The 13,380-nt window shown below is 49.8% G+C and carries 9 protein-coding genes; 8 read left to right on the top strand and 1 reads right to left on the bottom strand.

The features are described from left to right. The first annotated feature begins 1 nt into the window (after nucleotide 1). The 8 genes from MHI06_RS27415 (at nucleotide 2) to MHI06_RS27380 (ending at nucleotide 12,118) form a co-directional block, all read left to right on the top strand. A complete protein-coding gene (locus MHI06_RS27415) occupies nucleotides 2-2,449 on the top strand; it encodes a transcription initiation factor TFIID (RefSeq protein ID WP_340399704.1) in 2,448 nt (815 codons plus the stop codon). Nucleotides 2,450-2,535: 86 nt separating this feature from the next. Continuing rightward, a complete protein-coding gene (locus MHI06_RS27410; protein WP_340399703.1) occupies nucleotides 2,536-3,819 on the top strand; it encodes a vWA domain-containing protein in 1,284 nt (427 codons plus the stop codon). A 19-nt stretch (nucleotides 3,820-3,838) separates the two neighbouring features. Further along, nucleotides 3,839-4,486, top strand: a complete 648-nt coding sequence (locus tag MHI06_RS27405; RefSeq protein WP_340399702.1) for a beta-mannanase — start codon at nucleotides 3,839-3,841, stop codon at nucleotides 4,484-4,486. Between the two features lie 90 nt (nucleotides 4,487-4,576). Then, on the top strand, nucleotides 4,577-5,836 hold the full coding sequence (locus MHI06_RS27400; protein ID WP_024632789.1) for a hypothetical protein: 1,260 nt from the start codon (nucleotides 4,577-4,579) through the stop codon (nucleotides 5,834-5,836). Next, nucleotides 5,833-9,030, top strand: coding sequence for a hypothetical protein (locus tag MHI06_RS27395; protein ID WP_340399701.1), 3,198 nt, complete (start codon nucleotides 5,833-5,835; stop codon nucleotides 9,028-9,030). Before MHI06_RS27400 ends, MHI06_RS27395 begins: the two co-directional genes overlap by 4 nt. A 662-nt stretch (nucleotides 9,031-9,692) precedes the next feature. Beyond that, complete coding sequence (locus MHI06_RS27390) at nucleotides 9,693-10,580, top strand: ABC transporter ATP-binding protein (RefSeq protein WP_169479840.1); 888 nt, start codon at nucleotides 9,693-9,695, stop codon at nucleotides 10,578-10,580. Nucleotides 10,581-10,673: 93 nt separating this feature from the next. Then, on the top strand, nucleotides 10,674-11,486 hold the full coding sequence (locus MHI06_RS27385; RefSeq protein WP_340399700.1) for a (2Fe-2S)-binding protein: 813 nt from the start codon (nucleotides 10,674-10,676) through the stop codon (nucleotides 11,484-11,486). Between the two features lie 152 nt (nucleotides 11,487-11,638). Then, nucleotides 11,639-12,118: a glutathione peroxidase gene (locus MHI06_RS27380; RefSeq protein ID WP_340399699.1), complete on the top strand. Its 480-nt coding sequence runs from the start codon at nucleotides 11,639-11,641 to the stop codon at nucleotides 12,116-12,118. 110 nt (nucleotides 12,119-12,228) lie between these two features. On the opposite strand, the gene pelA is transcribed toward MHI06_RS27380, so the two are convergent. Further along, a complete protein-coding gene (gene pelA, locus MHI06_RS27375; protein WP_340399698.1) occupies nucleotides 12,229-13,134 on the bottom strand; it encodes a pectate lyase in 906 nt (301 codons plus the stop codon). Between the last annotated feature and the right edge of the window lie 246 nt (nucleotides 13,135-13,380).

The following is a 13,380-nucleotide window of genomic DNA, read 5'->3' as shown; positions in this document are numbered from 1 at the left end:
GATGGCGGCCGGGATGGAGTTCAATTCGAACAATACCCTGAAGCGTGATCTGGAGAAGTATGCAGCACAGTATGCTATAGAGCAGGAGCGTCAAGGCAGCCTGGGTGATGGACGCAGCAGTATCCATTACCCGGCGCTGTTCCTGTTTGTGGGTGATCTGGTTGCACCTGCAGTGTCTGCCGTGCAGGAGATCAATCGGCTGAAATGGGATAACGGAGACGGTGTGGTCTACGTTCAGATTGGTACAGAAGATCAGAAAGAGCATCCGGTTGAAACGAGGCATGGTGGCTCGTCCGATGATGGGCAGGTGACTCTTCACCGCTTGCCTTTGTCCGCTGGGCAGACGGAGCGACCGTCCAAAACACGGCGTAAGGATGTACATCGCAGTTTCCACGAATCGGATCAGGCGCTCTACGATCTGAATCGTACGCTTCGGCGGGTCAGTAACCGAATTGCCGAATATGGACGGTTATACTCGTCATTTGATCGGATTTACGTTACGGTGGTAACCAGGGCGGATGATCCGCTGAATGTATTGTTGCCAGAGCTCACCAAGCTGACGGAGACCATTTTGTCCCAAGCCTTCAAGTCGGTGCAGACGGATCTGCATGTATTGGTCAGCGAGATGGAGCAGGTGGACTCCTTTGGATATGCCAGCGCAGCAGGCCTCGCTTTTCTGCGGGAACTGGATTATATGCAGTCGCTGGACTACACGTTCAGCGGTAAACTGCTGGTGACGGAGGATGGGATCTCCATTCCGGTTACACATCCCGCTTCCCCGTTGTTTGATCTGGTATATCTGTTGTCCGACAAAAATGAGCGTGGAACCGGCGTTCCCGGTGGCTGGATCGAAAATGCCGAGATCATCTGCCGCATCTGCCTGCTGAAGAACAGGAAGCAGGATGCAGATCACTCGGGTAGCGTTTCAAGCACGGGAGCGAACACGTACAACAATACATCTTTTAAAAACAATATTCGTACTACCTCTGATCAGCATGGTTATGCCAGCGCGGGTTTTGCCGAGATCAGGCGGCCAAACAAGCCGATTGCATTGGCGGTGTTATATCACATGTATCGGTATCTGCTTGCACGCATGCGGCAGGAGCCGGATTTGAGCATCAAGGACAAGCTCGCTTTCTTTGGACTGGACGCGGCCTCGGTGGAACGCAAAGTCGAAGGTCTGCTGCCCAATGAAGATCTGGTTAGTGGCATGAGTGGCATTATGACGCATAACGTCAGTTTCTCTGATCTGAAGCCGCTCTCACTTCGTGAAGCGGAGAGAGCGTTGTTTGGACAAGGAGCTGAAGCGTACTTCCGCGATAACGTTGTTCGTCTTGTCGAAGAGCGTGTGCGCGAACGCAGCTCTGGCGGCTCTCTGCGCCGTCAGGCCGAACAATCCCGCGCGGAGCATCCAGAGGTTGGTTACTTCCAGTGGGCTGCCTGGAGTGACAGTGAGCCTGGTAGTGTACGTGAAGCGCTGCTCGGATTGATTCGGGATAAATCGATGCAGCTTGAATCGGCACGTGCTCTGCTGGAGCAACGTCAGCAAGAGCGCGTAGAAGATCAGTCGTTCAAACGTGCGTTGTTCCGTGATAAGCAGAATGTACGTAATCTGATTGACTGCATGCTTGAGCGAGTGTATGTACCGAAGGTAGAATTACTGCGACTGGAAAATGAATTACATCTGCTGCGTATCTACGATACGGAGATGGAAGAACTTCATCGTTTCAGTCGCCAAGTCACAGCAGCACTTGAGGCACTGGAACGCACACTGCGAGAAACAGCTGTCCAAAGTATCGCTGCTGCGGATGAATACATCGGGCAGAACGTGATGGAGTACTACGGCAAAGTGACGGAAGAGCTCATCACCGACCTGGAAGCCAAGCGCGGACGGGATGTATGGTTTGAGGACCGTTACATGGGAGACATGAACCGGCTCGCCACAGAAGGTGATGATCGTCTGCTGAAACGTCTGATGGAGGTATGTCACTCGTTGCTGCTTACAGCCGAGCCGTTGCGGTTACCATTTGAAGAAGAGTTGTTGCAGCGGGCCAACGTTACGATTGCCTACGGAGATAAAGACGTATTAACCCGGGATGATCTGTTCCGCAGGTTGTACCACACGCTGGAGGATCAGGCGGTTGTTCGGGTCCGGGTATTCGATTATACGCAGGAACATCGGTATGAAGAGAAGTATTTCTTTGGTGACCATCATAGTGCTTTCATGGACTACGCGGCACATGCCGAAGAGACGTCACGCATCTATAAGCTGGGTGTGGTGTACGAAGAACGCAGCAGTGGTGTGGAGAAGCTCAATCTGATGGGCGGTTTCCATCTGGAGGATCTCATGGTGTATCGGAACGGCAAGGTATATTATGACTCGTACACGGATAATGGCTATGAACTTCACCCCGGGGGTCTGGTGGAGAAGTTGTCACCCATTCGTTAAGACGTCTGGCGGTGTCCTGACACCCAGCACCAATCTTGTATTAACTCAGCCTGTTTACGGCTGGTATGGAAAGGATGCATGTAGACATGCAGCGAAAAATCAATCTTCTCCTGGTCCTGTTCAGCCTGATTGGCGGGGCAGTGGGCTTTGCGGCAGGAGAAATCATGCTGCGACAATGGCTTGGGGAAATGCCGCGTCTGTTGCTGATGGGATTATACTTTGGCGTACTGGCGCTGAGCGTTGGATTGTTCTGTTTGATCGCAGAGATGATCTCACCCAAGCTGAATGGTGCTTCATGGAAACTCCGGTATCTGGGACTGTCGTGGAAACTGCTTGTTCCAGCAACGCTGGCTCTGTTGTTTGTTGTTGGACTCGCTCTGCAATTGTTGTATCAGATCAATCCAGGCGGTGTGAAGCAAGTGAAAGACATCGTACTAATGATCGATAACTCGGGCAGCATGAGCGAGACAGATCCGGATAACGGACGCTTTGAAGCAGCCAAGACACTGATCAGCCAAATGGAGAGTGACAAACAGGTAGCTGTCATTACGTTTGATGACCAACCGCAGTTGTTACAGCCGTTTATTGCGCTGGATAGTGAAGCGGCCAAGAATGAGGTTTATAGCAAAATCGATGGCATTGTCACAACTTCGGGCGGCACCAATTTTGATGCCGTGCTGAGGGAAGGCATGGAACAGATTCAGGGCAAACAGGACCCGAAACGCGGTACAGTGGTCATCTTGTTATCCGATGGCTTCAGTGAAGCGGATACGGCAGATATTTTGTCCCAATATACCAGTGAACAGATATCGATCAATACGGTCGGCCTAAGTCTAGTGGACCCATCAGGAACAGATCTGCTGCGCAATATTGCCCAACAAACGGGTGGTATGTACTATGATGTACCGGATTCCGGTGGTCTCAATCTGGCATTCCAGCAGATCTACGATACGATTGATGAACGGACGCTGGTAACGGAGCGTACAGGTATGATGGAGCATAGCGTTTATCTGGCGATTTTCCGTGTGGCAGCCGTGTTACTGATTGGCGTGGCGCTGGGTGTATCACTCGGACTCGTGTTTGATAACCGTCATCTCGCGCTCAGCTTCGGTATTGGTGGTGCGGTGTCAGGTCTACTGGCAGGACTTCTGCTGGAATGGGGCCTCGACGGTTCGAACGTGGGTGATACATTCGTACGACTTGGTGCGATGCTCATTTTGTCTGGCGTACTGACCCTCTTCTCCTGGATTGTTCCGATTAAGGAGAACACGCCGCGTAAGAGCAGGGGTCGTCGTGAAGCTGGCGGCGGAACTGCTTCAGCTGAAGGGTTCGGTCAGAGACCAAGAGATACACGCAGCAAAGGATTCTAACGTCGGGAGGTCAATGGAAATGCGATTTACGGATGCAGACCCTTCGACACCCTTGATTCGAAAACTGACACTTGCGGTGGACGAAGGACGTTGTACACTTCGCTGGCTCTGGCCAGAACGGGTAGAAGCTGTCTATGTAGAACGGCTGGAGCTGGATATGATGAGCGATGATCGTACCGGAGAACAGCCTGCACAGGGCAAGCTGAAGCTGTACACGAGAGAGGAATATAAGGCGAGCAATGGATACACGGATCGGATCACGGGTTTTGGTGCCATCAAGTACACGGTTTATGTGTGTCAGATGCAGGAAGAGGGACCTTTACTGATCCGTCAACGAGACGAGGACAACATGGTGATTGCAAGCGCAGGGAAGGCGGATATCCGCTTTTCCATTCGCTACAAGAGCGGTTTTTTTCAGAAACGAAAAAGTGTATTGATCACCGTCACAGCGGAAGTACCTGTTCCAAAGGAAGCCCTCTGTTATGTTCGCAAACAGGGCGGGGTTCCGCTGAATAAGGAAGATGGTACGGTGTATCCTTTTGTGAGTGATTTTGCTCCCGGAAGAAATGAGATGCCGCCCGTTGAAGTTGCCAAGGATGATTATGTGCGATTATTCTTCACGGACGGACCGAAATATGGAGCCGCCTATCGGCTTATATCAGACTAGATAGTTGGACTAGCGATTGGAAGGTTACTCTGTCATCGTAGTGCAAGTGTAAATCACCTTAGTCTGACTGATCAGGGGAGGGGAGTGGCTATGAGCTTTTTTAGTCGGTTTTTGAAGAGACAACAGCCGGAGGAACGTCCGCTGTTTTATGATATTGTATGCCCTTATTGTTTCAGCAAGTTTTCACCGGAAGAGGTGGTGTTCCGCGCCGCCCATCACCGTGATGATGATGAGGACTACGCACTCGGGGAAGATGCGAAGTTGAATCGGTATCGCGAAAGGTTCGGACTCGACACGGTATTTGATATGGAGGCGGTATTGGCACCTCATGATGTACCGGAGGAACACCGGATTTATTCCGATAACATCGTGATGGGGCTGAACGATCGGTATGGTGTCGTTACGCGTCGCCGGTTGTGTCCGCAATGTCATAACGAGCTACCTGTTACGGCGGGTAAAGCACCGAGCAATATCATTTCCATCATTGGTGCATCCCAGGTAGGTAAATCCGTCTACATGACTTCATTAATTCATACATTGCAGCATTATACGGCCGATCATTTTGACGCGGCTTGCATGCCATTGAATGCGGAGATAAGCCGCCGGTTCCGTGCGGATTATGAAGAACCGTTGTTCGAACGGGGCGATCTGCTGGATTCCACGCAGAAGGAGAAGTTGCAGGAGCCGTTTATCTTCCAGTTTGTGTTCAAGGACGAAGATAAAGCGCCGCTGACACTGGTGTTCTTCGACGTTGCGGGTGAAGGTATGGTGGAGCAGGATTATCTCGGACTTCACGGGCAGCACATCAAGAACTCGGCAGGTATTCTGTTCATGGTGGACCCGCTTCAGATTCGTTCGATTCGGGACAAAATTCGCATTAACCTCGGCAACGAGCCGGGAGAGTGGACACCACGATACGATGAGCCACGTGACGTGGTGCTGACGATGTTTGGAGATTTTATTGCGTATCAGGACAAAGCCAAAACGAATATTCCAACAGCTGTTGTGCTCACGAAAAGCGATATGCTGCATTCCCTCAAGGATGAAGAGGGGGATTATATCAAATCCAACAGTAATGTCTTCCGCAACATGGTGCACCGCGATTGGTTTGACTTAACCGAGTTCGAGAATATCGACGGGGAGATCCGGCGTTTTATCGAGAAGGTGGATCGTCCGTTCAAGGGCACGATGGATGTGTACTTCAAGGATACAGCCTATTTCGCAGTCTCTGCGCTGGGTAGCAATCCGGTGGATATGAAATTGCAGGGTGTGGTTAGTCCGATTCGCGTGGATGAACCTTTCCTGTGGCTCCTGTACAAGCTGAAGTACATTGAGGGGAGAGTGGGATGATGCGTTCTTCTGTAACCCCGCCCATTGAACAACAGTTGTATACCCGAGAGCGGCGCGGGGTGTTTCGCACAACAGAGGGGTTTGATACGGTTGCGGCATCGCCGGGACTGGACCCTTCTTTTATCAAAAAAGTGCTTCACCCCTACTGTGTCTATGACGCTCCAGCGGAGCTAACAGGCCGTAGCGAGAAGGACGAGACGAAGTTTCCGGCTTCCATTCACCTGCTTCATCTGGAGAGTGGAGAGACGATTCTTGGGCAAAATGTGTACCAGTCTGCGGATTTCACCGGGCTGCGCAGTGCCTTTTTTGCACATAATTACGTCTTGTCTCCCGAACGTTCGGAAGAGCAGATGAAACAAGGCGGCTGGCTGGATGCCGTGTTCGCCACGTCCTATGACATCGAACAAGGTACAGTACTGCCGGCGCTTGCTGAATTGCCCATATCTCCGGGAAGTGGTCCTGATTCATCACCACCCCAAGTGCTGAGCACCTTAAAAATGAACGAAGTGCTGTTCAAGCGCTTGCTCTACGCCGTAATGCAGTCTGTAGCGACACGCAGAAAAGTATACATTGCGCTGGACCTTCCCGCAGAGGAAGTGACCGCAGGGGCCAAAGGATTGTTACGTTTGCTGTACACGGCTTTACCATACGCATTCCGGCGGCAGCTGGGATTCATGACGTTTGCCAAGGAGCCACAGGCCAAGAAGGGCATCCACGTCCAGTTTGTTGAGCGAGGGACGTTACGTCCGAAAGACCGGAATACGGAGAAGGATTTCACCTTTGATCTGGTGTCCGGCAGAGTTACCCATGCGGATGCATCTGTGGCGAAGTTACCTTATGCAGAATTCGCCTGGTCTTTATTGCAGGAACCTGGTGCTGCGGATGCGTTCTATACGTTTGCCGATGAGATGCTGTCCGGCATGGAGCCTGGACGGGAACTTTCCATTGAAGCATATGGGGAACTCGCGGTGTTCTATGGTCTTGAACAAGGCATGGAAGAACAGTATCTGGATAACAAAAGCCATGTTCTGAGTGGCTTGTTGACCTATCTGAAGCCGGAAGGTGGATCACAGCAACGTTCACGTCTGAACGAGCTGTTCCTGACCTTGCTCAGCCGGGAACTGGACAGTGTGAAGCGCGAGAACGTACCCGAAGAGGCCGTCGCCGCTCGCATTGGAGAATATTCTAGTGTTGCCGCGCCTGTGGTGCAATCCCGGATTGTGGACTATTTTATCTACGGTGTAAATAATGCTCGTGCCCAGAAGCGTATGCGTGCTGTGCAGGAATTGTATGCTGTGCTGGATCGGGATCCGCAGCTGAATCGAGCATTCTTTGATAAAGTGCTGGCCAATGAATCGCTCACCAAGCTGTTGTTCGAGCCTTATCTGGACAATCAGCTGAAACGCACGGAATCGGCAGCGAACGTTGTGGAAGTGATCCGAAGATGGGTTACGTCCCATCCATCTGCGATCCACTACAGCTTCTTGCAGGAGCGGACAGCGAGTGAGCTGCGTGAACGGTTATGTTCTGCGCCTAATCCGGTACAGTCTGCGAATGAAGCCCTCCGGCGTGTTAACATACTGGATCGGGTATCCGCTGATGTCACCTATGATACAGGCATTACGGCACGAATTGGTCAATCTGAAGCTACAGCCCGTCCTAATCGCAAAGGGGGATCTTCGTCTGCCAGTCAAGATCCGGCATATCAGGAGGAGTTAACCCGCCTTGCAGACAAGCTTGCTTATGTCATTAACCTGTTTATGATTCAGGATCTGGATCTGGAACGGGTTAACCGTGAACAGCTATTAAGCATTGATATTTTGCAGCATGGCAATGAGGTTCGGGATTGGGCGGCACGTCAGGGTTCTGATGTATCTGCTCGAACGAACATGATGCTGGCTGCGAGAGTGTGGCTTAGTGGCGAGGGGAATGAAGAAGAGGCATTGGAGGCACTTTCCCTGGCAGAACGTAATGAACTTCAACGCTGGTCGCGTCGCTGGCTTGCCGGAGAGTTGCAGGTTAATCCGGGGATCGCGGTATATGAAGCTTTACCGATGGCTTTTTATCGGGGAGGAAGCGGCAGCAACCGGTTGGATTATCCTGGCCTGATTGAATTCATCCGCACCAATGCAAGTCGTGCTGAGGGGCTGTATCCATTCTTCGAATGGTCAGGAGATCATCGAATGTTTGTCCGGGGTTCCAATGCGCATAAAGGATATGCGGATGCGATCGTGGCGTATTTCAAAGCCCATGACCGTGAAGCATTCAAGTCGAAGTCAGCTTTCAAACCGTATTACGTGAGAGCCAGCAAGACAATGAAGCCGGTCTATGACCGTGCGAAGACGGAATTGTCCTCTCCACTGGTGCGGATGCTAACGGGTAAAAGGAAAAATCTGTTCGGATTAATCCTCTTGATCCTGGTTCTGGGTAATGCTGGCGGTACATATGCCTGGATGAATAATTCTGTGGAGCCGCCAGCGGCGTCCACACCATCTACCGAGGAGCCTGGCATTCCGGCTGAACCTGAGGTACAGATCGCGGAGCAGATTGCTTATATGATTCCTGCGACTGAACAGGAGGGTACGGAATCTGCTGCTCAACTGGTGATCCGTTTCAGGAATGATACGGGAAGTGATGAGTTTGAGCAAGGCTCACTGCAATTGACGATGAAAGATGGCAGTACTCAGGAGTTGGATGCTACAGGTAAGTGGGAGAGCTTTAATAGGAATGAAGAGCCAGATACCCAAGATACATCCGATGGTGGTTCAGGGAGTACTTCCGAAGGAAGCACAGATGGTTCCTCAGCCGGAAACGAGGGGAACACAGAGCAGACGGAGGATGGCGTTCAGCAGGCAGATCCAGCAATATCGGGTGATGCCACTTCAGATCCTGCTACCGATGCAACAACGGATACAGGGACGAATGCATCGTCTAATGCTGCGAGTGGAGACACGGACCAAGGTACGGATGCAGATCAAGTTACTGGTTCCACATCGCCTGATACATCTGTATCCAATGAACAGGATGCGGATGCGACGACTTCTTCACAGATGTCTATTGGAGAGGTGGATCGCCTTTATCCGTATGGATTGCAGATGGATCTTCCAGCGGATATCGATGCCGAGAGCATTGCCAGTGTGCAGAGTACGCAGGGCGGGATGACGGTAATCCAATTGATGCCGCAGCCTAATTAAGCTGTAGATCATATTATTTGAGCGTGTTGCATAGATTCATGGAGTGCCTTTTGACCAAATATTGAAAAATGCTGACTTCATACCTTATTAAACGAGCGTATTTGAGATGACCTTGAACTCTAGATTCAAGGTCATCTTTTTTATTTGATATGGCGGCTGAATAGATTGAACTAACATTTACACAAAAACGGAGAGGACAGAAATAACCTGAAGAAGTGAAGTGTTCGCCTAAAAGCTTTCTAAAGGAAAGCTACATCGGAAGCATATGCTATCCCCGGATTTACCCTTTAAAAAAGGATCAAAAAATCTGGGGATAACAGCGATCAGAAGGTTGTTCTGTCATCGGAGTGGCCACATTCACAATTCGGACACAAAATTTGCGATTCAAGAGCTCGAAAGATTGTCAGAAGTGGTGAAGTGCGCGGAATGAATGAGAAAAGCTCTCATGTGTAATCGGAAAGAGAGTAAGATATCTGCTTCAAAAAGACCGAATAAAGCTCGAAAAAAGCAGAAAATTTGGTTTTTTATGTTGACAAATGATAATGATTATCAGTATCTTTAATGTATAAGATTTTTGCGCCGGAAATACTCAGAATTACAATTTCGTTTTCGTTGTCATAGCCGGATTACATAACCGGGATAAATGAGAGAGGGATGATCGCATGTTTCGTCTGGAGACGACCAAGCTGGATATCGCTTATGAGGAAAGACTAATTGTAGAGGATCTGAATATTCAGATTCCCCAAGGAAAAATTACAGCACTTGTTGGAGCCAATGGTTCAGGGAAGTCAACTATCCTGAAAACGATGGCACGTATTATGGCTCCAAAAGCAGGTAATGTATTGCTCGACGGGAAGTCCATCCATAAGCAGTCTACGCGTGAAGTTGCCAAGCAACTTGCGATTTTGCCACAGAACCCGACAGCCCCTGAAGGACTTACGGTTACTGAACTAGTATCCTACGGACGTTTTCCTTATCAAAAAGGATTTGGTTCCATGCGTTCTGAAGACAAACGCATGATTGAATGGGCTATTGAAGTGACAGCCATGACTGAATTCCATGATCGTCCGATTGATCAACTGTCCGGTGGACAGCGTCAACGTGCCTGGATTGCCATGGCACTTGCCCAAGAAACAGATATCCTTTTCCTGGACGAGCCGACAACGTTCCTGGATATGGCTCACCAGCTTGAAGTATTGCAATTGCTGGAGCAGCTGAATGCCACAGCCAATCGTACCATTGTTATGGTTGTGCATGACTTGAACCACGCTTCCCGTTATGCTCATCACATGATTGGTATCAAAAAAGGTAAAGCCATTGCACATGGTTCACCCGTGGAAGTTATGAACACGGATGTACTTCGTGAAGTATTTAACATCGAAGCAGATATCGTAACGGATCCGCGCTCCGGTGTACCGCTTTGCTTGCCATACGCTCTTGCAGGTGAACGTCAGCAATCCAAAACGCCAGACCAGATGGTCATGAACAGCGCGATGGTTCATGCAGGCGGACGGACAGAGCAACTTGCTCGTCAAGCGACAGGAAGTTAACGAAATGGGCCATACGTGGTCCTTACATTATAGAATGAAGCCGCTGTGCATAATGCACGCGGCTCATTCGCATTCATGGGAGGTTTGCAACCAATGGGAGCAATCAACTACACGTGGTTAGAGCAATATGGACGTATAACGACCGGCCCGGTTAACGAACCGGTTTTTGGCATGCCTTTGACATTGTTGAGACATCCGGAGAACGCAAAGCTTATGCTCGAAGCCTATAATGAGCACCTGCGTGCAGATTCTCTTCGCTCTGCTGCTGTATATTTCATGCACTCTGTTCGAGGTCTATTGCTTGGTATTCATTACATGACTTGCATGTGTGACACGTCGCTGAATATTTCGCTGGAGAATATCCAACTGCAGTTGGAGGTTCAAGAGGGGCGCCCCGTACTCCATTTTCAACTTTTGGATGTAACTGAGCATGCCCATCCTGGTTCAGTCAACAACGGTGTTGAAGGTGGATCCCTCTGGCGGAATGAGTTACTTACAGCATATTACGGCGAACAACTACGACCACTGATTGAAGGGGTGGCCCTTGCTGGAGAAGCAAACACGGGTCAGATGTGGGCACAGCTCGCATCCATCTTGAGATGGTTCAAGACGACGGTGGTAAAGATGGACATTACAGAATCGGAACGAGAAGCTGTAATTCAGGGATATGAGCATGTCATCGCCTTGCCACCGGAGATTCTGGGGTTACGCAAGAATTTGCTGTCATTCAAACCGGTCGAGATCGATAATCCGCATCAACCGGGAGAGACTATGCTGATGAAGCCGACATGCTGCCTGCACTATCAGGTGTACGGTGGGCAGAACTACTGTTACAGCTGTCCCAAACTGACCAAGACCGAGCGGCAAGAGCGGTATGATGCGATTGTGGCTGCCAAGTCGGGTTAAAGTGTGTCGGGAGCAAAGGGATATGGGTAAATCCGAGATTTGGTAATCGCATCGAATCAGGTTTATAATAATAAGACAGGCTGTAGGTTCATTGGTTATACCAACGTGCTCGCAACAGTCCAAACCAACATATGTCATGGGAGGAATCAGTCATGTCCGTATATTCATATCAGGCGGTAACCACCGCGAACCAGGAAGTCTCACTGGATCTGTATCAAGGTAAGGTATTGGTCATTGCCAATACAGCCAGCAAGTGTGGACTTACCCCACAATATGGTGAATTGCAAAAGCTCTACGATCGTTATCGCGATCAAGGCTTGGTTGTACTGGGTTTCCCTTGTAACCAGTTTGGAGGGCAGGAGCCAGGTACAAGTGAGGAAGCCGAATCATTTTGCCAGATTAACTATGGTGTGAATTTCCCGGTGTTTGCCAAGGTAGATGTGAATGGTGAGGAAACACATCCTCTGTTCCAATACCTGAAGGAGCAACAACCCGGCGTAGGCGAAACAACCGACATCCAATGGAACTTTACCAAGTTCCTTGTTAACCGTGAAGGTGAAGTGGTAGGTCGTGTTGAACCGAAAGAATCCCCGGAGAACATGAGCGCAGAGATCGAGAAATTGCTCGGTTAATACATGAACGTTGAGAAGCCTATCCTTGCATTAGCGAGGATAGGCTTTTTAAGTTGACTTCGTATACGACGTAGCTTCAGTCTCTCAGTAGGTAGAGGTTGGTTCCCTGATTAAGGCAATGGCTGGTTTAGCGTGTAATAGCCTTGATCCGAAGCCAGCTTAAGTAGGTTACGAGCATAGCTTCCGGCCCAAGAGTAGCCGTGTCGTCGTTCCTCACTGATATCCAGAATGTTCATATACTTCAGTCCATCCCGATCCGCGTAGAAAGGCACATCTTCATCCACGTTATAGAAACGGTACCAGATCACACTCCCTGCATCCGGTTCAAAATACACGGGTCCTTGTCGGTTATACTTGGTTCCATTCTCTCGTACCGTATCGAACCATCGGAGAGCCCCTTTGGCGGCTTGTTCAATCTCGGGAGTCTGAGGCCTGGACATCAGAAAAGCAGTAATCGCCACCGACTCTGATCCCGACTTGGAGGCTAACTCATAGGCTCTGCCCGGCACAGGGGCATAGGTCACAGGATCATGCTGCGCACCCCAAACGGTGGGCTGACCAGCATTGATAATTTGCGCTTTCAGCGTATAATCCATCCCTTTGTCCAGAGCTTTCTTCAGCTTGCTACGGTCGTTGGTGGTCAATATATCGTTGTTAAACCCACTTCTTCGCTCAACCATATCGTCTAACAAAACCATCGTCTGTACCATGGCATTGTCGTTGTAAGTCACTGCATCAGAGTAATTACTTCGTTTGGGATAAACCTGAGGCCAACCTCCAGATGGATATTGGGAAATCAGGATAAAGTCCACCGCTTTACGGACACTGTTCTTAAAGGCCAGATTGCCTGTTTTCTCATACATATCAGCCAGGAATCGGATCTCGGAAGTTGTCGCATCATTATCGAAGGTGCCAAGTTCAATGCCATTCGGGTCTTTCCAGCCTGATCGAGCTGTTACACCATCCCAAGGGGCTGTGTATGTCCGTAAAGGTATATCAATAAGGATCGTTAGCATTTTTGCAACGATCCCTATTGGTATCCGTTAGTTGTAAACCGCAGTTGATTACGTTGATTCTTTGAGCATTAAGCTAACGTTTCCCGTTAGTTCAATTGGTTGGGGGGTTATAAATTGAAAGATTCCAATCAAGATGAGCAAAGTCACGAGTTTCTACATCATTCTTTTGAGTTTCAATGCCATCCAGCCGACAGACGATTATGGAGCTGAGGGATGCCTTGTCTAATAAAAACATAGCGTTTACTG

The sequence above is a fragment of the Paenibacillus sp. FSL H8-0079 genome (assembly GCF_037991315.1).
Classification (GTDB): Bacteria; Bacillota; Bacilli; order Paenibacillales; family Paenibacillaceae; genus Paenibacillus.
This window is presented reverse-complemented; position numbering and strand designations above follow the sequence as displayed.

Excerpts from the sequence above, each read along its gene's own strand:
- MHI06_RS27390 (WP_169479840.1), top strand. The coding sequence starts at position 9,693 with ATGTTTCGTCTGGAGACGACCAAGCTGGATATCGCTTATGAGGAAAGA.
- MHI06_RS27380 (WP_340399699.1), top strand. The coding sequence starts at position 11,639 with ATGTCCGTATATTCATATCAGGCGGTAACCACCGCGAACCAGGAAGTC.
- MHI06_RS27405 (WP_340399702.1), top strand. The coding sequence starts at position 3,839 with ATGCGATTTACGGATGCAGACCCTTCGACACCCTTGATTCGAAAACTG.
- MHI06_RS27385 (WP_340399700.1), top strand. The coding sequence starts at position 10,674 with ATGGGAGCAATCAACTACACGTGGTTAGAGCAATATGGACGTATAACG.
- MHI06_RS27410 (WP_340399703.1), top strand. The coding sequence starts at position 2,536 with ATGCAGCGAAAAATCAATCTTCTCCTGGTCCTGTTCAGCCTGATTGGC.
- MHI06_RS27395 (WP_340399701.1), top strand. The coding sequence starts at position 5,833 with ATGATGCGTTCTTCTGTAACCCCGCCCATTGAACAACAGTTGTATACC.
- MHI06_RS27415 (WP_340399704.1), top strand. The coding sequence starts at position 2 with ATGGCGGCCGGGATGGAGTTCAATTCGAACAATACCCTGAAGCGTGAT.
- MHI06_RS27400 (WP_024632789.1), top strand. The coding sequence starts at position 4,577 with ATGAGCTTTTTTAGTCGGTTTTTGAAGAGACAACAGCCGGAGGAACGT.
- pelA (WP_340399698.1), bottom strand. The coding sequence starts at position 13,134 with ATGCTAACGATCCTTATTGATATACCTTTACGGACATACACAGCCCCT.